Origin of the sequence: Dokdonella sp., from assembly GCF_035511235.1 — a bacterium.
Classification (GTDB): Bacteria; Pseudomonadota; Gammaproteobacteria; order Xanthomonadales; family Rhodanobacteraceae; genus Dokdonella.
In genome coordinates, this window is sequence record NZ_DATKFQ010000021.1 from 14,233 (window position 1) to 33,408 (window position 19,176).

General features: G+C 68.6%; 14 protein-coding genes. 1 reads left to right on the forward strand and 13 read right to left on the reverse strand.

What is annotated here, in order from left to right:
- Positions 1–47: 47 nt before the first annotated feature.
- Positions 48–500 (reverse strand): YaiI/YqxD family protein, encoded by a 453-nt coding sequence (locus VMR06_RS09935; protein ID WP_325375740.1) that lies wholly within the window; start codon positions 498–500, stop codon positions 48–50.
- A gap of 172 nt (positions 501–672) precedes the next feature.
- Between VMR06_RS09935 and VMR06_RS09940 the strand changes: the two genes are divergently transcribed.
- Entirely contained in the window at positions 673–2,247 is a 1,575-nt protein-coding gene (locus VMR06_RS09940; protein WP_325375742.1) for an oligopeptide:H+ symporter, read from the forward strand.
- A 99-nt stretch (positions 2,248–2,346) separates the two neighbouring features.
- Here VMR06_RS09940 and VMR06_RS09945 read toward each other — a convergent pair whose 3' ends face one another.
- The 12 genes from VMR06_RS09945 to VMR06_RS10000 all read right to left on the reverse strand — a co-directional run bounded on the left by VMR06_RS09945 (position 2,347) and on the right by VMR06_RS10000 (position 19,167).
- Positions 2,347–2,763 (reverse strand): VOC family protein, encoded by a 417-nt coding sequence (locus VMR06_RS09945; protein ID WP_325375744.1) that lies wholly within the window; start codon positions 2,761–2,763, stop codon positions 2,347–2,349.
- Between the two features lie 34 nt (positions 2,764–2,797).
- Entirely contained in the window at positions 2,798–3,691 is an 894-nt protein-coding gene (locus VMR06_RS09950) for a DMT family transporter (protein WP_325375746.1), read from the reverse strand.
- A gap of 167 nt (positions 3,692–3,858) precedes the next feature.
- A complete protein-coding gene (gene ppnN, locus VMR06_RS09955) occupies positions 3,859–5,250 on the reverse strand; it encodes a nucleotide 5'-monophosphate nucleosidase PpnN (protein ID WP_325375895.1) in 1,392 nt (463 codons plus the stop codon).
- A gap of 134 nt (positions 5,251–5,384) precedes the next feature.
- Positions 5,385–8,582, reverse strand: a complete 3,198-nt coding sequence (locus VMR06_RS09960; RefSeq protein WP_414648103.1) for a TonB-dependent receptor — start codon at positions 8,580–8,582, stop codon at positions 5,385–5,387.
- Positions 8,583–9,040: 458 nt separating this feature from the next.
- Positions 9,041–11,143, reverse strand: coding sequence for a polyribonucleotide nucleotidyltransferase (gene pnp, locus VMR06_RS09965; protein ID WP_325375748.1), 2,103 nt, complete (start codon positions 11,141–11,143; stop codon positions 9,041–9,043).
- A gap of 23 nt (positions 11,144–11,166) precedes the next feature.
- Positions 11,167–11,436 (reverse strand): 30S ribosomal protein S15, encoded by a 270-nt coding sequence (rpsO, locus tag VMR06_RS09970; protein WP_325375750.1) that lies wholly within the window; start codon positions 11,434–11,436, stop codon positions 11,167–11,169.
- Between the two features lie 127 nt (positions 11,437–11,563).
- Positions 11,564–12,526 carry a tRNA pseudouridine(55) synthase TruB gene (gene truB / locus VMR06_RS09975; RefSeq protein WP_325375752.1) on the reverse strand — a complete coding sequence of 321 codons (963 nt, stop codon included), beginning with the start codon at positions 12,524–12,526 and terminating at the stop codon, positions 11,564–11,566.
- A gap of 249 nt (positions 12,527–12,775) precedes the next feature.
- Positions 12,776–13,120: a 30S ribosome-binding factor RbfA gene (gene rbfA / locus VMR06_RS09980; RefSeq protein ID WP_325375754.1), complete on the reverse strand. Its 345-nt coding sequence runs from the start codon at positions 13,118–13,120 to the stop codon at positions 12,776–12,778.
- A gap of 18 nt (positions 13,121–13,138) precedes the next feature.
- Positions 13,139–15,757, reverse strand: a complete 2,619-nt coding sequence (gene infB, locus VMR06_RS09985; protein WP_325375756.1) for a translation initiation factor IF-2 — start codon at positions 15,755–15,757, stop codon at positions 13,139–13,141.
- Positions 15,758–15,938: 181 nt separating this feature from the next.
- Positions 15,939–17,432: a transcription termination factor NusA gene (gene nusA / locus VMR06_RS09990; RefSeq protein WP_325375759.1), complete on the reverse strand. Its 1,494-nt coding sequence runs from the start codon at positions 17,430–17,432 to the stop codon at positions 15,939–15,941.
- A 50-nt stretch (positions 17,433–17,482) separates the two neighbouring features.
- Positions 17,483–18,007 (reverse strand): ribosome maturation factor RimP, encoded by a 525-nt coding sequence (gene rimP / locus VMR06_RS09995; RefSeq protein WP_325375761.1) that lies wholly within the window; start codon positions 18,005–18,007, stop codon positions 17,483–17,485.
- A gap of 677 nt (positions 18,008–18,684) precedes the next feature.
- On the reverse strand, positions 18,685–19,167 hold the full coding sequence (locus tag VMR06_RS10000) for an OsmC family protein (protein WP_325375764.1): 483 nt from the start codon (positions 19,165–19,167) through the stop codon (positions 18,685–18,687).
- Between the last annotated feature and the right edge of the window lie 9 nt (positions 19,168–19,176).

A 19,176-nucleotide genomic window follows, 5' to 3' on the forward strand; every position in this document is an offset into this window, starting at 1 on the left:
CCCGGCGCGTACCGGGCGCCGGACGCTCAGGAACCGCAGCGCGCCGCTCAATCGGCGCCGCGCTGCGCCAGCCAGCGATCGAGCTGGTTCGCGAAGGCCTGCCGCTCGCGCGGTCCGAGCGGCGGCGGACCGCCGGTGGCGACGCCGGCGCCGCGCAGCTCGTCCATGAAGTTGCGCATCGACAGGCGCTGGCCGATCGTGTCGGCGGTGTAGCGTTCGCCGCGCGGATCGATCACCGCGGCGCCCTTCTCGACCACGCGCGCGGCCAGCGGGATGTCGGCGGTCACGACCAGGTCGCCCGGCTCGCAGCGCTGCACGATCTCGGTGTCGGCGACGTCCAGACCGGACGGCACCTGGATCGCGCGGATCCACGGCGACGGCGGCGTGCGCAGCCACTGGTTGGCGACCAGCAGCAGCGGCAGCCGCGCGCGTTCGGCCGCGCGGAACAGGATGTCCTTGATCGCGTTCGGACAGGCGTCCGCATCCACCCAGATCGTCATCGTTGATCCCGCCACCAGGGGCCGCGATGGTACGCGCTGCCGGCGCGGGCGCCAGCCCGGCGCAGGCGGCGCCGCCCCGCGACTTTCACCGGCGCCGACTTTTGCGCACACTCGCCGTTCCGGCCCGCCCGAGCGGCGGCCGGCCCGTTCCCGCAGCCGCCCAGGATTCCGGATGACCCCAGCCCGCCCCGCGACCGACCCGGCCGCGCGCATGCCGCGCCAGATCCCCTTCATCATCGGCAACGAAGGCTGCGAGCGCTTCAGCTTCTACGGCATGCGCAACATCCTCACGCCGTTCCTGATCACCTCGCTGCTGCTGCAACTGCCCGAGAGCGAACGCGCCGGCGCGGCCAAGGACGTGTTCCACACGTTCATGATCGGCGTCTATTTCTTTCCGCTGCTCGGCGGCCTGATCGCCGATCGCCTGCTCGGCAAGTACCGCACGATCCTCTGGTTCAGCCTGATCTACTGCCTCGGCCATGCCTGCCTGGCGCTGTTCGAGGACAACCGCGACGGCTTCTTCCTCGGCCTGGGACTGATCGCGCTCGGCGCCGGCGGCATCAAGCCGCTGGTCGCCTCGTTCGTCGGCGACCAGTTCACGCAGTCCAACAAGCATCTGGCCAAGATCGTGTTCGACGCGTTCTACTGGATCATCAACTTCGGCTCGCTGTTCGCCTCGATGCTGATGCCGATCTTCCTGCGCAGCTACGGCCCGGCCGTGGCGTTCGGCATTCCGGGACTGCTGATGCTGATCGCGACGATCGTCTTCTGGGCCGGCCGCCGCCGCTACGTGCTGGTGCCGCCGGCGCCGCCGAGCCCCGATTCGTTCTCGCGCGTGGTGCGCTCGGCGCTGCTGGCCGAACGCGCCGGCGCCGGCCGGCCGGGCCTCTGGTTCGCGCTGACCGGCTGCGTGCTCGCGCTGGCCTCGTTCGCACTGATGCCCACGCTCGGCTTCGTGATCTGCGCCTGCGTCGCGCTGGTGCTGTTCCTGGCCGGCATCGGCGGCGGCGCCTGGCTGCAGCTCGAACGTGCACGCGGCCTGCATTCGGACGCCGCGGTCGACGGCGTGCGCGCGGTGCTGCGCGTGCTGGTGATCTTCGCGCTGGTCACGCCGTTCTGGTCGCTGTTCGACCAGAAGGCCTCGACCTGGATCCTGCAGGGCAACCAGATGGCGATTCCGGGCTGGCTGCCGGACTGGCTGAACCAGCCGGCGCAGATGCAGCTGATCAATCCGCTGCTGGTGATGATCCTGATCCCGTTCAACAACCTCGTGCTGTATCCGGCGCTGCGCCGCATGGGCTACGAGCCGACCGCACTGCGGCGCATGACCGTCGGCATCGCCTTCAGCGGCCTGGCCTGGATCGCGGCCGGCGGATTCCAGCTGCTGATCGACGGCGGCGACCCGCTGTCGATCCTCTGGCAGATCCTGCCGTACGCCCTGCTGACGTTCGGCGAGGTCCTGGTCTCGGCGACCGGCCTGGAGTTCGCCTACAGCCAGGCACCCGCAGCGATGAAGGGCGTGATCATGAGCTTCTGGAACCTCACCACGACGGTCGGCAATCTGTGGGTGCTGCTCGCCAACGCGGCGGTGCGCAACGACGCGGTGATCGGCTCGATCGAACGGACCGGCCTGAGCGAGGCGGCGTTCCTGATGTTCTTCTTCGCCGGCTTCGCGCTGCTCGCGGCGCTCGCGTTCGGCCTGTATGCGCGGCGCTACCGCGAGGTCGACAACTACCGCGCAGCCTGACCGACGCCCCGGCACGCCGTCGCGAGGCGGCGCGCCGGGGCGATCTTCGCACCGACGGCCAACGGCGCGCAGCGCCGCGCCGCGGTCAACGGTCAGCGGTCAGGCCTGCCAGGGGTCGTAGCTGCCGAACCACCACAGATGCCCCTCCGGATCGCGGCACAGATAGCCGCGCCCGCCGTAGTCCTGGCCCGCGATGCCGATGAGGATCTCGGCACCGGCGGCCTTGGCGGTCGCGTAATGGGCATCGGCATCGGCGACGACCACGCAGCAGCTCTGCGTCTCGCGGCCGCCGATCTGGTCGGGCTGCACGATGTGCCTGCCCCATTCGCCGGCGTTCTGCGCCGAGCCGAGCATGATCATGCCGGCGCCATGCACGAGCTGGGCATGATGGACCACGTCGCCGTCGGCATAGACGGCCTGCTTCTCGAAGCCGAACGCGCGGCACAGCCAGTCGATCGCCGCGAGCGCGTCGCGGTAGCGCAGGCACGGAATGATCGTGGAGCCGGATGTGGTCATGGCATCTTCCTCGCGCGATGGCATGCGCGCGATCTTACTCCGCAGCCGGCTCCGCCGCGGCCCGCCGCGTCAGCAGCGGATGGGCGAACACCGCGCCGACGATGATCGCCACGCCGGCGTAGAACGCGGCACCGAGCTCGCGCTGCTCGTCGAGCAGGACGATCGCGAGCACGACCGCGTAGACCGGCTCGAGATTGACCGCGAGCTGCGCCGAGAACGCGCTCAGATGACGCAGCGCGACCAGCGACAGCGCGAACGGCAGCAGCGTGCACGCCAGCGCCAGCACGACCAGCAGCCAGGCATCGGTGCCGGTGGGCGGCGTGAACGTGGTCATGGCGCCCGGCCAGACCAGGGCCAGCAGGCCGAGGAACACCACGCCCGCGCCGAGCTCGACGCAGGTCACCGACAGCGGCGCGGCCTGCTCGACCAGGCGCTTGTTCAGCGCACCGAACAGCGCGACCAGCAGCGCCGAGACGATGCCGACCGCGATGCCGAGCCGCATGCCCGAGGGCACGGCGCCGACCACGCAGGCGACGCCCGGCACGACCGCGAAGCCGATGCCGAGCTCGCGCCAGTCGAACCGGCGCCGCGCCAGCAGCGGCTCGATCAGCGCCAGGAACACCGGCGCGGTCGCGATGCAGGTGGCCGCGACCGACGCGTTGGCGAGCTTGATCGCGCCGTAGAACGTCAGCCAGTGCAGCGCGACCAGGACGCCGATGCCGGCATAGGCCAGGATCAGGCGCACCGGCATCGCGCGCAGCCCGCGCCAGACCCACGGCAGCGCGATCAGCACGCCGACCACCAGCAGCATGCGCCACCAGACCAGGGCCAGCGCCGGCAGGCTGATCAGCTTGCCGAGGATCGCCGTGAAGCCCCAGAGCAGGACGCAGAAGTGGATCTGCCATTGGGCACGCGTATGGGCGCGCATCGAAGCTCCGCGGCTTGGCATCGGGGCGAGGGAAGGACCGGGCATCGCCGGCCGCCCGAAGACCCGCCTGCTCCGGCGGCGATTCTCGCAGAAGGCCTGCGCGCGCGGCACGTGCCGCCCGGATGGTGCGCTGGATCCCGGCGCGTAACCGGCCGGCGCGGCTTTCTTCAGTCCACGCGGACCCGGTAGCACGGCACGTAGCGCGTGCCGGGCAGCTTCATGCGCTGCTGCACGACGAAGCTGGCCAGCATCGCGTCGAGCGCGTGCATGACCTCGCGGTCGCCGTCGATCTCGAACGGGCCGTGCCGCTCGATCGCGCGCATGCCCTCCTCCTTGACGTTGCCGGCGACGATACCCGAGAACGCGCGGCGCAGATCGGCGGCCAGCCGGTGCGCGGGCTGGTCGCGGTGCAGGTTCAGCGCGGCCATCGCCTCGTGCGTCGGCCGGAACGGCACCTGGAAATCCTGCTCGATCGTCAGTGCCCAGTTGAAGAAGAACGCGTCCTTGTTGTCGAGGCGGAACGCGCGCACGCGCTCGATGCCCTTGGCGGCCTCGCGGCCGACTGCGGCCGGATCGTCGATGATGATGCGGTAGCGCCCGCTCACCGCATCGCCGAGTGCGAGCCGCAGAAAGCGGTCGATCTGCTCGAAGTACGCCGCCGACTCGCGCGGGCCGGTGAAGATCAGCGGGAACGGCATCGCCGCATTGACCGGATGCAGCAGGATGCCGAGCAGGTAGAGGATCTCCTCGGCCGTGCCGACGCCGCCGGGAAACACGACGATCGCGTGCGAGATCCGCACGAAGGCCTCCAGCCGCTTCTCGATGTCCGGCATGATGACCAGGTGGTTGACGATCGGGTTCGGCGATTCGGCCGCGATGATGCCCGGCTCGGTGATGCCGATGTAGCGGTTGCTGCGGCGGCGCTGCTTGGCATGGGCGATCGTCGCGCCCTTCATCGGCCCCTTCATCGCGCCGGGACCGCAGCCGGTGCAGATGTCCATGCCGCGCAGGCCGATCTGGTAGCCGACCTGCTTGGTGTAGTCGTACTCGCTGCGCGGAATCGAATGGCCGCCCCAGCACACCACCAGGTTCGGATCGACATTGGCGCGCAGCACGCGCGCATTGCGCAGGATCTCGAACACCGCGTGCGTGATGCCGACCGAGCTGCCGAGGTCGAACGCCTCGGCCTCCAGCTGCGCGGAGATGTAGACGATGTCGCGGATGACCGCATGCAGCAGCTCGTTGACGCCGCGGATGATGCGTCCGTCGACGAAGGCCTGCGCCGGTGCGTCGATCAGCTCGACCTTGAGGCCGCGGTCCTGCTGCAGGATCTGGATGTCGAAGTCCGGATAGCGCTCGAGCAGCGCGCGCGCGTCGTCGCTGTCGCTGCCCTGGGTCAGCACCGCCAGCGCGCAGCGGCGCAGCAGCGGATGCAGGCCGCCGGCGCTGGCGTCGCGCAGCCGCGCGACTTCGTGGCGGGACAGTATGTCCAGGCCGGGCGCGGGCGCCAGGCGCGCGCTGACCGTGGCGGTCGCCGGTATTCCGGCTGCGGTGGGCATCGTCATCGAGGTCTTGGAGTCCTTTTCGGGCCGGACATCCTACAACGTCGGCGCCGGCCGGGCCCGGCGGCAGCGGGCACGAAAAAGCCGGCGTCCTCGCGGACGCCGGCTCGGGTGTGGTCGAGCGGTCGAGATCAGAACCGGTAGCGGAAACCGACCTGGAGCGACCAGCGCGAGACGCCGGTGTTGACGCCGTCGCCGTTGACCTCCTGCGTGGTCAGGCGCTGCGCACCGGTGAAGCGGTAGACGTAGCGGCCGGTTTCCGGATCGATGCCGGCGAAGTTGGCGACCGCCAGGTTCGAGTTGAAGCCGGCGTCGTCGATCTGGCCCCATTTCTTGTTGAGCAGGTTGCCGACGTTCATGATGTCGAACCAGAACTCGGCCTTGTGCCCGTCGAAGAAGCCGGGCAGCTCCTGGCTGAAGCGCAGGTCGAACATGTTGAGCCAGCCGGCGCGCATCGCATTGGCCGGCATCACGCGGCCGCCGTAGCGCGCCACTTCCGGATGGTCGGCCAGCCACTCGAAGAACGCCGCTTCCTCGGCCGGGTTCGAGAAGATCACGTCGCCCGGACCCGACGGCACGTAGAACAGATCGTTGAACGAACGGCCGTCGCCGTTGACGTCGTTCCAGAACACGTAGCTGTACGGACGGCCGGTGCGGCCTTCGTAGACCAGCGAGGCGATCGTCTTGTTGTCGCCGAAGAAGTTGAACTCCTTGGTCAGCACGCCGGTCACGCGGTGCTTGAACGCATAGCGCGAGTCGTAGGCGACGTTCTCGTTGGCCTGGTAGATCAGCGTGTTGTTCCAGTTCGAGGTGTTCTGCGAGCTGGTCAGCGGGCTGACTTCCTTGGCCTGCGTGTGCGTGTAGGCGGCCATCCACGACCAGCCGCCGTCGTTCATCGGCTGGGCCAGGCTCAGCGTGATCTGGTTGCCGCCGCCCTTGTCGGTGTTCTTGGCGAGCATCACGTCGCCGATGTCAGACGGACGGTTGGCGCGCGCGAAGCCCGACGAGGGGCTGCCGAGGCAGCTCGAGCAGGTCCAGTTGGCCGGGTCCAGCGCGGCCGAGCTCCAGTAGATCGTGCGGCCGTCCGGGCCGGTCGCGGTCGGCGCGCCGAGATCGAGGCGCTCGAAGTACAGGCCGTCCTTGTTCCAGTACGCCAGGAATTCCACCGAGGCGACGATGCCGTTCCACGGCAGCTCGTGGTCGAGCGCGACATTGGCCTTCCAGACCGAGGGCATCTTGAAGTTGGGGTCGATGATGTCGACGTTCTGGCGCGCGCCGACGTTGCCGCTGATCGGCTGGTTGCGCGGATCGGGACTGAAGATCGGGCCGAGGCCACCGCTGTTGTTCTCGGTGTACTCCAGATAGTTCAGACCGGTGTTCTGGTAGACGCCGGCCAGCCAGACGTTCGGCGGGGCGCCCATGAACAGGCCCATGCCGCCGCGGACCTGGGTCGGACGGTCGCTGTCGAAGCTGTAGTTGAAGCCGAAGCGCGGCTGGATCACTTCCTTCTCGGGCAGGTGCGTGTTGTCGTAGCCGTACAGCTGCTGGATGCGCGCGTTGTACAGCGGCGTGCCCTTGAAGTCCGGCTTGTCCACGCGCACGCCGAAGGTCAGGTTGAGGTTGTAGTTGACGGCCCAGCTGTCCTGCACGAACAGCGCGTTGTTGGCGAGCTCGTAGGCGGCCGGGATGTCGGCCAGGCTGCCGCCCGGACGCGGTGCGCGGTAGGCGTACTCGCGCGGAATGCCCTGCTCGAACAGCTCCAGGCTGCCGAAGCGGTACACGCCGTTGAGGTTGCGGCCGTAGAAGTTGAAGATGTCGTTGTTGCTCCAGTCGAAGCCGAACTTCACCGTGTGGTCGCCGAGGAACAGGTTGCCGGCGAAGAACGCGCTCTTCTCCTTGGTCTGCACCGCGTTGACGTGGGTGTTCTGCTCGGTGCCGAACAGCAGCTGCTGGTTGCCGAAGTCGACGCGGATGTGCGGCAGGTACGAGTTCGGCTCGCGGATCGACTCGTAGTCGCGATAGGAGACCTTGATCTCGGTCGAGAACACGTCGCTCCAGTCGCTGAACAGCTCGCCGACGTAGCTCTCGAACGTCTTGGCCTGGTTGTACCAGTACGAGTTCAGCGAGATCTGGTTGTTGCTGAAGCCCGGCAGCTTGGCGACGTTCTGGTCCATCTTGCTGTAGCGGAACGAGGCGCGGTGGTTCTCGTTGATGTTCCAGTCGATCTTGCCGGCGTATTCCTCGATGTCGGTGCCGAGGCTGTTCACGCCGTCGAGCGAACCGGCGTCGAAGCCCCACACGTCACGCGCGATGCGCTGCACTTCGGCGATGTCCTCGGCGCTGATCGCACCGGTGCCGAACGGCGAGTTCAGCAGGTCCGGACCGGGCGCGCGGCGCTTGAACTTCTCGTAGTTGAGGAAGAAGAACAGCTTGTCCTTGACGATCGGACCGCCGAGCGTGAAGCCGTAGGTCTTCTCGTCCTTGAAGCCGGTGAAATCGCGGCCGTTGCGGTCCTCGCCGACCATGTTGTGGTCGCGATAGAGGCCGTAGACGCTGCCGTGGAATTCGTTGGTGCCGGACTTGGTCACCGCGTTGACGACCGCGCCGGTACCGCCGCTGGTGGTCACGTCGTAGTTGGCCAGACCGATGTTGATCTCCTCGATCGCGTCCATCGACACCGGCTGACGCTCGGTCGGCAGGTTGTTCGATTCCAGGCCGAACGGATCGTTGGTCGACACGCCGTCGATGCGGATCGCATTGAAGCGCGTGTTCTGGCCCATCGCCGAGATCGCGCCGTCGGCCTTGCTGACCTGCGAGATGCGCGGATCCAGGCGCATGTAGTCCTGGATGTTGCGGCCGATCGACGGCAGCGCCTCGATCTGCGCGAGCGACAGGTTGGTGCCGGTGCCCATGTTCTCGGCACTGAACACCGAGTTGGTCGCGCTGCCGGTGACGACCACTTCCTCGAGCTGCTCGGTCGCGCTCAGCGTGGCGCTGACCGTGTTGGCTTCGCCGAGCTGCAGGAACACGTTCTCGCGCACCTCGGTCTCGCCGCCACGGGTGATCGTGATCGTGTACGGACCGCCGACGCGCAGACCGCGCGCCGCATAACGGCCGGCGGCATCGGTGGCGGCGCGGCTGACCGTGCCCGACGCGCTGTGCGTGATCAGCACTTCGGCACCGGAGACCGGCTGGCCGCTGGCATCGGTCACGACACCGCCCAGCGAGGCCGACGTCGTCTGCGCATAAGCGCCCGACATCGCGAAAATCGAAGACAGCACCAGCGGCAGCAGCCGCACGCCAACCCGCTTGCTCAAACGCTCGCTCATGTGATCGCCCCGTGATTCGTCGCGAAAAAAAGGCGGCCGGGCCCTGAGCCGAGTCCGGAACCGCCGCTGTGTCCCCTGCCATGCTCGGGCGGCATCTGCGCACGCTCGAGCACCATTAACTACAGTTTAACAGTGTTTGATGACGGTTTTGTAACCTCAGGCCCGCCGATTGCTGCGATGCGACATCCTGCCCGAGGGCGCCCGCGACGGTCGGGCCGGGTCGACGAAGCCGCCATGTGCCCGCGTCGTGAAACCGGGAATCTTCATTGTAATCAACCAGATGACGCGCTGCCGTGAAAACGGCTCGGGCGCCTACGCCTCGTCGGCGGTATCGGAACGCAGCGCCATCCGCGGCTGTGCCGCACGCGATATGGACGTGCCGGTCGGCGCGCCCTGGAAACGAAAAAGGCGGGCCCGAGGCCCGCCTTTTCGATACGGCCGCAGATCGCGTCCGGATGTCAGGCCGCGCCTTCTTCCTCGGCGACCGCCTTCATCGACAGGCGAATGCGGCCCTGCTTGTCGACCTCGAGCACCTTGACCTTGACGATGTCGCCTTCCTTGAGCTTGTCCGAAACCTTCTCGACGCGCTCGTTGGAGATCTGCGAGACGTGGACCAGACCGTCCTTGCCCGGCAGGATCGTCACGAACGCGCCGAAGTCCATCAGCTTGGCGACCTTGCCCTCGTAGATGCGGCCCGGCTCGACGTCCGAGACGATCTGCTCGATACGGCGCTTGGCGGCGTCGGCCGCCTCGCGGTTGACCGAGGCGATCACGACCGTGCCGTCGTCGGTGATGTCGATCGTCGTGCCGGTCTCCTCGGTGATCGAGCGGATCGTCGCGCCGCCCTTGCCGATGACCTCGCGGATCTTGTCCGGGTGGATCTTGATCGTCAGCAGGCGCGGTGCGAACTCGCTCATCTCGGTGCGCGCACTGGTGATGACCTTGTTCATCTCGCCGAGGATGTGCAGACGGCCGCGCTGCGCCTGGGCCAGCGCGGTGCGCATGATCTCCTCGGTGATGCCGTCGATCTTGATGTCCATCTGCAGCGCGCTGATGCCTTCGGCAGTGCCGGCGACCTTGAAGTCCATGTCGCCCAGATGGTCCTCGTCACCGAGGATGTCCGACAGCACGACGAAATCGCTGCCTTCCTTGACCAGGCCCATCGCGATGCCGGCGACCGGTGCCTTCAGCGGCACGCCGGCATCCATCATCGCCAGCGACGAACCGCAGACCGACGCCATCGACGAGGAGCCGTTGGACTCGGTGATCTCCGAGACCACGCGCAGCACGTACGGGAACTGCTCGATGCTCGGCTTGACCGCCTGCACGCCGCGCTTGGCGAGACGGCCGTGACCGACTTCGCGGCGCTTCGGGCCGGCCATGCGGCCGGTCTCGCCGACCGAGAACGGCGGGAAGTTGTAGTGGAACAGGAACGTGTCCTTCGACTCGCCTTCCGGCGCATCGATGATCTGCGCGTCACGCGTGGTGCCGAGCGTGACCGTGACCAGGGCCTGCGTCTCGCCGCGCGTGAACAGCGCCGAGCCGTGCGTGCGCGGCAGGACGCCGACGCGCACGGTGATCGGGCGCACGTCGTCGAGATTGCGGCCGTCGATGCGCACCTTGGTCTGCAGCACGCTGTCGCGCATCGTGCGGTACTCGAGCTCGGCGAACTCCTTGGCCAGATCGGCGGCGGCCCAGCCGTTGGTCTCGGCGGTGTCCTTGAGCGAATCGAGCACCTCGCGCTTGAGCGCGGCGATCGCGTCGCGGCGCTGCAGCTTGTCGCGCACCTGGAACGCCTGGGCCAGATCGTTGCCGAGCTTGTCCTTGATCGCGGCGACCAGCGCCTCGTTGCGCGGCGGCGGCTGCCAGTCCCACGACGGCTTGGCCGCTTCCTGCGCCAGTTCGGCGATCGCGCGGATCGCGGCCTGCATCTGGTGGTGGCCGAACATGACCGCGCCGAGCATGACCTCCTCGGACAGCAGCTTGGCCTCGGACTCGACCATCAGCACGGCGTTGGTGGTGCCGGCGACGACCAGGTCGAGCTCGGAAGTCTTGAGCTCGGTGGCGGTCGGGTTGAGCAGGTACTGGCCGTTCGCATAGCCGACGCGCGCGGCGCCGATCGGCCCCTTGAACGGAATGCCGGCCAGCGACAGCGCGGCCGAGGCGCCGATCAGCGCCGGGATGTCGCCGTCGACCTCCGGGTTCAGCGAGAGGACGTTGGCGATGACCTGCACTTCGTTCTTGAACTCTTCCGGAAACAGCGGGCGCACCGGACGGTCGATCAGGCGCGAGGTCAGCGTTTCCTTCTCGGTCGGACGGCCTTCGCGCTTGAAGAAGCCACCGGGGATGCGGCCCGCCGAGTAGAACTTCTCCTGATAGTCGACCGTCAGCGGGAAGAAATCCTGCCCTTCGCGCGGCTTGGCCGCAGCGACCACGGTGACCAGCACGACCGTGCCGGACATGCTGACGACGACGGCACCGCCCGCCTGACGGGCGATTTCGCCCGTTTCCAGCGTGACCTGATGATTGCCGTACTGGAATGTTTTGCTGATCTTCGCCACTGCCATCTCCTGGATTGGGGTGCTCAGCGGCGCAGGCCGAGGCGTTCGATCAGCGACTTGTAGCGGTCGCCGTCCTTGTTCTTCAGATAGCTCAGCAGACGACGGCGCTGATTGACCATCTTCAGCAGGCCGCGACGCGAATGGTGGTCCTTGTCGTGGCTGGCGAAATGCTTGCTGAGGTGATCGATGCGCGCCGACAGCAGGGCGACCTGGACTTCCGGCGAGCCGGTGTCGTTGCCCGCGCGACGGTAGTCGGCAATGATCTGGTTGGTTTGTTCCGTGGTGAGTGACATGGTTTGAACCCTTGGAAACGAAAGACGGGACGCACGCTGGCATCCCGGAGAAATGAAGTCGGTCGGTAAAGCCGGGTATTGTAGCCTTGCAATGTTCGGCGGAACAAGGTTTTGCACCGGTCCGAGCTCACGGGGCCAGGCCGGGCGCGGGATCGGCCTGCCGGAAGCCGCGTACGGCGCGCAGCCGGCCGTCGGTCGAGACCTCGACCAGGGCGACCGCCCTGCCCTGCGGATCGATCGCCGCCGCCGCGCCGGGCCCGGCCGCGCCGGCCGCCCGGGCCGGCTGGCCCTGGCGCAGCCGTGCGGCGGCGGCCGCGTCGACGTCGACCCGCGGATAGGCCGCCAGCCCGGCCTCGAGCGGCAGCAGCAGCGGATCGAGCGCCGCCGTCCCGCCGTCCTCGGCCAGCGCCGCCAGCGCCTCGAACGTGAACATGCGCGGCTGCCGGAACGGCTCGACCCAGGTCCGGCGCAGGACCGTCACGTGCGCGCCGCAGCCGAGCCGCTCGCCGAGATCGCGCACCAGGCTGCGCACGTAGGTGCCCGATCCGCATTCGACGTGCAGATCGAGCCGGTCGCCGCTGCGCCCGCTCAGATCCAGCCGATGCACCTCGACCTCGCGCGGGGCCGCCGTGACGTCCTCGCCGCGGCGCGCGCGCCGGTACAGCGGCTCGCCGCCCTGCTTGAGCGCCGAGTAGACCGGCGGCACCTGGACGATGCGTCCGGTCAGCCCGGCCAGTGCGGCGCGCACGGTGTCGTCGTCGAGCGCAGGGACCGCGCGGCGCTCGAGCACGTCGCCGTCGGCGTCGTCGGTCGTAGTCGTGATGCCGAGCCGGGCCTGCGCCTCGTAGGCCTTGCGCGAGCCGAGCAGCAGGCCGGCGATCTTGGTCGCCTCGCCGAAGCACAGCGGCAACAGGCCGGTCGCCAGCGGATCGAGGCTGCCGGTATGGCCGCCCTTCTCGGCGCGCAACAGCCGGCGCGCCTGCTGCAGCGCCGCGTTCGAGCTCAGGCCGGCGGGCTTGTCCAGCAGCAGGATGCCGCTCACCTCGCGCCAGGCAGTGGTCCGGTTCGGACGGTCTGGTTGTTCCGGCACGGGGAGGATCGGAGAGGAACGAAATGGTCCGCGCATTCTAGCGTGACGGTGCGCGGGGCCGCGCTCGTGGAGGAGGAGAGAACGACATCACGATCGCATCGCGCGCGAGCCGGCGACGCGGCGGCGTGACCGCCGCGAGACGCGCGATGCTCGATCGCATCGTCTCGTTCGCTGCGCAGGCCCGGATCGTCCTGTGGACTGCACGGGCGGCAGATCGACGGCGCGATGCGCGGCACCCGGCGGCGACGGTCAGGTCGGTGCGTCGCCGCGCAGCAGCGACTCGATGCGCTCGCCGCGATCGACCGAGTCGTCGTAGCGGAAGCGCAGCTCCGGCACGCGGCGCATGCGCAGGCTGCGCGACAGGACACGCCGGAACTCGCCGGCCATCTCCTTGAGCGCGGCCACCGCCGCCGGCCCCTGCTCGGAGACCAGGGTCGTCACGTAGACGTTGGCGACGTCGAGTTCGCGGCTGACCTCGACGTCCGAGACGCTCGCCGACGGCAATGCGTGATCGCGCACCGCCGCATGGACCAGCACCGACAGCTCCTTGCGCAGCTGTACGGCGACACGATCGGAGCGGGTGAAATCGGCCATGAGGATATCCCGCTCCGGTCAGAACGTGCGCGCGACTTCGATGCGCTCGAAGCACTCGATCTGGTCGCCCGGCTTGACGTCGTTGTACTGCTTGACGCCGATGCCGCATTCGGTGCCGTTGCGCACCTCGTCGACGTTCTCCTTGAAGCGCCGCAGCGACTCGAGCTCGCCCTGGAAGATCACCGTGTTGTCGCGCAGCACGCGGATCGGCTTGTTGCGCTTGACCGTGCCCTCCACAACCATGCAGCCGGCGATCGCGCCGAACTTCGAGGAGCGGAACACCTCGCGCACCTGGGCGATGCCGATGATCTCCTCGCGCACCTCGGTGCCGAGCATGCCGCTGGCGACCTGCTTCACCTGGTCGATCACGTCGTAGATGATCGAGAAGTAGCGCAGATCCAGCCCGTTCGCCTCGATGATCCGGCGCGCCGAGGCGTCGGCACGCACGTTGAAGCCGATGATCGTGGCCTTCGACGCGACCGCCGAGTTGGCGTCCGACTCGGTGATGCCGCCGACGCCCGAGATGATCACGTTGATGCGGATCAGATCGTTGCTGAGGCCGACCAGCGCCTCGCGCAGCGCCTCGGCCGAACCCTGCACGTCGGCCTTGACGACGAGATTCAGCGACTGCTGCTCGGCGCCCTGGCCCATCTGCGCCATGATGTCTTCCATGCGGCTGCCGGCCTGCTTGACCAGGCGCGACTCGCGGCGCTTCTGCTCGCGCTGCTGTGCCACGTCCTTGGCCAGACGCTCGTCGGCGACGACGACGAAATCGTCGCCGGCCGCCGGCACGCCGGACAGGCCGAGGATCTGCACCGGGATCGACGGGCCGGCCTGGTCGACCTGACGTCCGGCTTCGTCGAACAGCACGCGCACGCGGCCGTAGTCGACGCCGCAGACGAGGAAGTCGCCCTTCTTCAGCGTGCCCTGCTGCACCAGCACCGTCGCGACCGGACCGCGCCCCTTGTCGAGGCTCGACTCGATCACCACGCCGCTGGCGCGTCCGTCGTGCACCGCGTTCAGCTCCATGACCTCGGCCTGGACCGAGATCGCGTCGAGCAGCGCGTCGACGCCGTCGCCGGTCTTGGCCGACAGCGGCACGAACTGCACGTCGCCGCCCCAGTCCTCGGGCACCACCTCGTACTGCACGAGGCCCTGCTTGACGTTGTCCGGATTGGCTTCCGGCTTGTCCATCTTGTTCATCGCGACGATCAGCGGCACCTTGGCCGAGCGCGCGTGCTGGATCGCCTCGATCGTCTGCGGCATCACGCCGTCGTCGGCGGCCACCACGAGCACGACGATGTCGGTCAGCTGCGCACCGCGTGCGCGCATCGACGAGAACGCGGCGTGGCCGGGCGTATCGAGGAACGTGATGACGCCCTTGTCGGTCTCGACGTGATACGCGCCGATGTGCTGGGTGATGCCGCCCGCCTCGCCGGCGGCGACCTTGGTGCGCCGGATGTAGTCCAGCAGCGAGGTCTTGCCGTGGTCGACGTGGCCCATGATCGTGACCACCGGCGGACGCGAGGTACGCTCGCCCTGCTGGTCGTCGTGATGCGCGAGCAGGGTCACCTCGGCGTCGTTCTCGGCGGCGCGCGTGACCTTGTGGCCGAGCTCCTCGGCGACCAGGACGGCGGTATCGTGATCGATGGTCTGGTTGATCGTTGTCATGACACCCATCTTGAACAGCGCCTTGACCACTTCGGCACCCTTGACCGCCATCTTCGCGGCCAGATCGGCAACCGTGATCGACTCGCCGACGGCGACATCGCGCACCACCGGTGCGATCGGCTTGGAGAAACCATGTCCGGCGCCCGAGCGCGACCCGGTGTCGGGCTGGCGCATATTGCGCGGCTTCTTGCGCCCGCCGGTACGGCGGGCGGCGCCCTCGCGCGACAGGTGCAGCTCGGCGCCGAAATAGCGCGGCGCCTCCTCGTCCGCGCCGCTTTCCTGCATGCGGTGCGAACCGTGCGTCTTGCCCTTGTGGCGATGCGGATCGCCCGGCGAACGGTCGTCCGGGCGGCGCGGCGGCGGCGGCGGCGCGGCGCGCTCGGCCTCGCGCGGCTCGGCCGCGGCGCGGCTCTTGCCGTCGGCTTCGGGGCGTGCGCCCTCCTCGGCGGCCTTGCGCTGCTGCTCTTCCTCGGCGGCCTTGCGCCGCGCCTCGTCGGCGGCGCGCAGCTTGGCGTCCTCTTCCTGTCGCCGCTTGTCGGCCTCGGCCCGTGCCAGCTCCTCGGACTCGCGCTTGAGCTGCGACTCCTGGAGCTTGCGCAGGGCGTCCTCGCGCTCGGCATCGGCCGGCGTCTGGTCGTCGACTAGGCTGCGCTTGACGTAGGTGCGCTTCTGGCGCACTTCGATGTTGACCGTCTTGGCCGCGCTGCCGCGGGCGCCGGTGGCGACCGTCAGCTCGCTGACCGTGCGCCGCCGCAGCGTCACCTGGCGCGGCGCCGCGGTCTCGGCCGGCGTCTCCTGCTTGCCGTGGGTGCGGCGCAGGAAGCCGAGCAGCTTGACCTTTTCGGTGCTGCTGATGACCTGGTCGGCATCGGTGAACGGCATGCCGGCCTCGGCGAGCTGGGCCAGCAGCTTGTCGACCGGCGTACCTACCACTTTGGCCAGCTGTTTGATCGTGACGTCCGACATGATTGCGCTTACTCCCGAACCTGCCTGCACTTGCCCTGCGATGCGCCGGACCGCTCACGGCCCGTCGCACGATTCCGACGCGGCGCCCGGCGCTCGATGCGCGGCCGGACGCGTCCCGTCAATACGGCAACGAACCACTCGTTGCCCGCCGGCGCTTCCTGCGTCGGCGTTGCGTCCACGACTATGAAATCTCCAGCTCGCGCGCCGCCATGATGATCGCCGAGGCGCGCGCCTCGTCGAGCCCCTCGATGCCGAGCTCCATCAGCTCGTCGGTCGCCAGGTCCGCGAGATTCTCGCGCGTGACGATGCCGTGCCGGGCCAGCTCGTAGCCGAGATCGTCGCCGACGCCGTGAACGGCGATCAGCTCGTCGGCGGGCTTGTGCTCCTCGATCTCCTCCTCGGCCGACAGCGCGTCGGTCAGCAGGGCGTCGCGGGCACGCGCGCGCAGCTCCTCGACGATGTCCTCGTCGAAGCCCTCGATCGCCAGCAGCTCGGCGGTCGGCACGTAGGCGATTTCCTCGACCGTCGAGAAGCCTTCCTGCACGAGGATCTGTGCGATCTCGTTGTCGACCTCGAGCTTGCTCATGAACAGCTGCAGCGCGGCCTCCTGCTCCGACTCGGACTTGGCGCGCACCTGATCGGCGGTCATCACGTTGAGCTGCCAGCCCGACAGCTTGCTGGCCAGGCGCACGTTCTGTCCGCCGCGGCCGATCGCCTGGGACAGCTTGTCCTCGGCGACCGCGATGTCCATCGAATGGCGTTCCTCGTCGACGATGATCGACTGCACCTCGGCCGGCGCCATCGCGTTGATGACGAACTGCGCCGGGTTGTCGTTCCACAGCACGATGTCGATGCGCTCGCCGTTGAGCTCGTTGGACACCGCCTGCACGCGCGAGCCGCGCATGCCGATGCACGCGCCGATCGGATCGGTGCGGCTGTCGTGCGCGAGCACGGCGATCTTGGCGCGGTCGCCGGCGTCGCGGGCACAGGCCTTGATCTCGACCAGGCCCTGCCCGACCTCGGGCACCTCGAGCTTGAACAGCTCGATCATGAATTCCGGCGCGGTGCGCGAGACGAACAGCTGCGGACCGCGGATCTCGGAACGGACGTCGTACAGATAGCCGCGCACGCGGTCGCCGGCGCGCACCGCTTCGCGCGGAATCGACTTGTCGCGCGGGATGTAGGCTTCGGTGTTGCCGCCCAGATCCAGATAGATGCTGCCGCGCTCCACGCGCTTGACGACACCGGTGATCAGCTCGCCGATGCGGTCGCGATAGGCGTCGACGATCTGCGCGCGCTCGGCCTCGCGGACGCGCTGCACGATCACCTGCTTGGCGGCCTGGGCGGCGATGCGCCCGAAGTCCGGATTCTCGATCTGCTCCTCGACGAAGTCGCCGACCTGCGAGCCGGGGCGCTCGTCCTCGGCATCCATCAGGCGGATCTGCCGGTCCGGCGATTCCATGACGACGTCGTCGGCGACCACCTCCCAGCGGCGGAAGGTCTCGTAGTCGCCGGTCTCCTTGTCGATCGCGACACGGACCGCGACGTCCTGATCGGGATAGCGCTTCTTGGCGGCGGAGGCCAGCGCGGCTTCCATCGCCTCGAAAATGACTTCCATCGGCACGCCCTTCTCGTTGGCGACCGCATCCACCACCAGCAACAGTTCTTTGCTCATCGCTTCCTACTCCACCGGGCGCCGGAAGGTCACCGGACCGGAAATGAACATCACGCCTTCTTCTTCGTCTTGCCCGGCGCAGCGCCGCCGGGCTTCTTCGCCGGCGCCAGGCCGAGCGCGACATAGTCGGGTACCAGGCGCGCCGCCTGGACGTTGCCATGCTCGAGCACGACCGACGTGCCGTCCTCGAGCGCCAGCGTCAGCGCGCTGCCCTCCACGGCCGTCAGGCGACCCTGGAAACGCTTGCGGCCGTTGACCGGCAGGCCGACCGTCAGCCTGACCTGCTCTCCGACGAACCGCGCGAACTGGTCCGGCGTGAACAGCGGCCGGTCGATGCCCGGCGACGAGACCTCCAGCGTGTAGCGCCCGCTGATCGGATCGTCCACGTCCAGCGCCGCCGAGATCTCCCGGCTGGCCGCCTCGCAGTCGTCCACGGTGACCGGCCGGCCGGCGACGTCGATGTAGACCCGCAACAGACTGTTGCCGGCGCTCGGGCGATATTCCACGCCCCAGCATTCCAGACCGAGGTCGGCCACGATCGGCGTCAATAATTGGGTCAGTTCCTCTTCTTTCACGTTGTCGCATCGCCCTGGGCGTACTTCAGGAAGTCTGCCGAGGCGGCACGGGCCGGCGAACCCAGGTCGGAAACAAAAACGGGGCCGAGGCCCCGTTCCTTAAGTCCGCCGTTGTCTTGCATCCGCTACATCGGCAACGTGCGCGTCCTGCGCTCAGCAAAAAGGCCACCGTGGTGGCCCTTCACTGAAGACCTGATGGCGGGGGCTCCGTCGGACAGCTGACGGAACCCGTCGAATCATCCACCGCCATATGGCAGGCCGCGCATGATAGCCGCATCGGCGCGCATCGTCCAACTGTTTCGGTCGCCGCGGCCGGCGGTGCGGACTCGTCCACGCAGGACCTGCGGGCGCCGGCGCCGGCCGCGCCTCCAAGCGCCATGCAGCCCCGGCCGGCGCGGCCCGGGAGGCGCGCCACGAACGCAAAGCAACCATTTGAATGTTCTGACATTTTTTAAAGGCGCACCAGCACACGGAGTCCCTGACGCCCGGGCGCTCGGAAGGACGCGCCGTTCGCGGCCGGAGGCCGCAGCTGCCGCCGCAGTCCATGGCCGAGCGGAGGGGCCGATCTTTCCCGACAGCCGCCGGCCGCGGCCGGTTGCAGCGCCCGCGCGGCGGCGCATCGCGCCCCGCCGCGCCATGGCCCGTGGCGGCGCGGACACGCGATGCGGACCGACGATTCACGCGCCGCCGGACTCGAGACGGCGGTCGCCGAGCAGCACGCGGCCGTGCGCGTCCCGCACCGTGACCGCGACATCGATGCCCTCGCGCACGCTCTGGGTGACCAGGCAGAACTGCTCGAACTGGTCCAGGATCCGCTCCAGCTGCGCATGCGTCTCGCCGCCCTCGGCCAGCCGGATATCGACGAAGGCCTGCGCAATGCGCCAGCGGCCCTGCGCGTTGCGCATCGGCGTGGCGGTGATCTCGGCGCGCAGCGCGCCCGGCGTATTGTGGTACTTGCGCAGTGCGAACAGCAGGCTCGCCGACAGGCAGTTGGCGACCGCCGCCAGCAACAGCCGCGCGGGATTGGGCCCGCGGCCCTCGCCGAGCGGCGCCGGCTCGTCGCCGAGCAGCGGCGCCATGCCCTCGTCGTCGAAGCGGATGCGAAAGGCGTAGCCGCCGTCCTGCTCCAGCGTGACGCGGATGGGTTGTTCTGTGCTCATGACCGTCCT

Excerpts from the sequence above, each read along its gene's own strand:
- VMR06_RS09935 (WP_325375740.1), bottom strand. The coding sequence starts at position 500 with ATGACGATCTGGGTGGATGCGGACGCCTGTCCGAACGCGATCAAGGAC.
- VMR06_RS09940 (WP_325375742.1), top strand. The coding sequence starts at position 673 with ATGACCCCAGCCCGCCCCGCGACCGACCCGGCCGCGCGCATGCCGCGC.
- VMR06_RS09945 (WP_325375744.1), bottom strand. The coding sequence starts at position 2,763 with ATGACCACATCCGGCTCCACGATCATTCCGTGCCTGCGCTACCGCGAC.
- VMR06_RS09950 (WP_325375746.1), bottom strand. The coding sequence starts at position 3,691 with ATGCGCGCCCATACGCGTGCCCAATGGCAGATCCACTTCTGCGTCCTG.
- ppnN (WP_325375895.1), bottom strand. The coding sequence starts at position 5,250 with ATGCCCACCGCAGCCGGAATACCGGCGACCGCCACGGTCAGCGCGCGC.
- VMR06_RS09960 (WP_414648103.1), bottom strand. The coding sequence starts at position 8,582 with ATGAGCGAGCGTTTGAGCAAGCGGGTTGGCGTGCGGCTGCTGCCGCTG.
- rpsO (WP_325375750.1), bottom strand. The coding sequence starts at position 11,436 with ATGTCACTCACCACGGAACAAACCAACCAGATCATTGCCGACTACCGT.
- rbfA (WP_325375754.1), bottom strand. The coding sequence starts at position 13,120 with ATGGCCGATTTCACCCGCTCCGATCGTGTCGCCGTACAGCTGCGCAAG.
- infB (WP_325375756.1), bottom strand. The coding sequence starts at position 15,757 with ATGTCGGACGTCACGATCAAACAGCTGGCCAAAGTGGTAGGTACGCCG.
- nusA (WP_325375759.1), bottom strand. The coding sequence starts at position 17,432 with ATGAGCAAAGAACTGTTGCTGGTGGTGGATGCGGTCGCCAACGAGAAG.
- VMR06_RS10000 (WP_325375764.1), bottom strand. The coding sequence starts at position 19,167 with ATGAGCACAGAACAACCCATCCGCGTCACGCTGGAGCAGGACGGCGGC.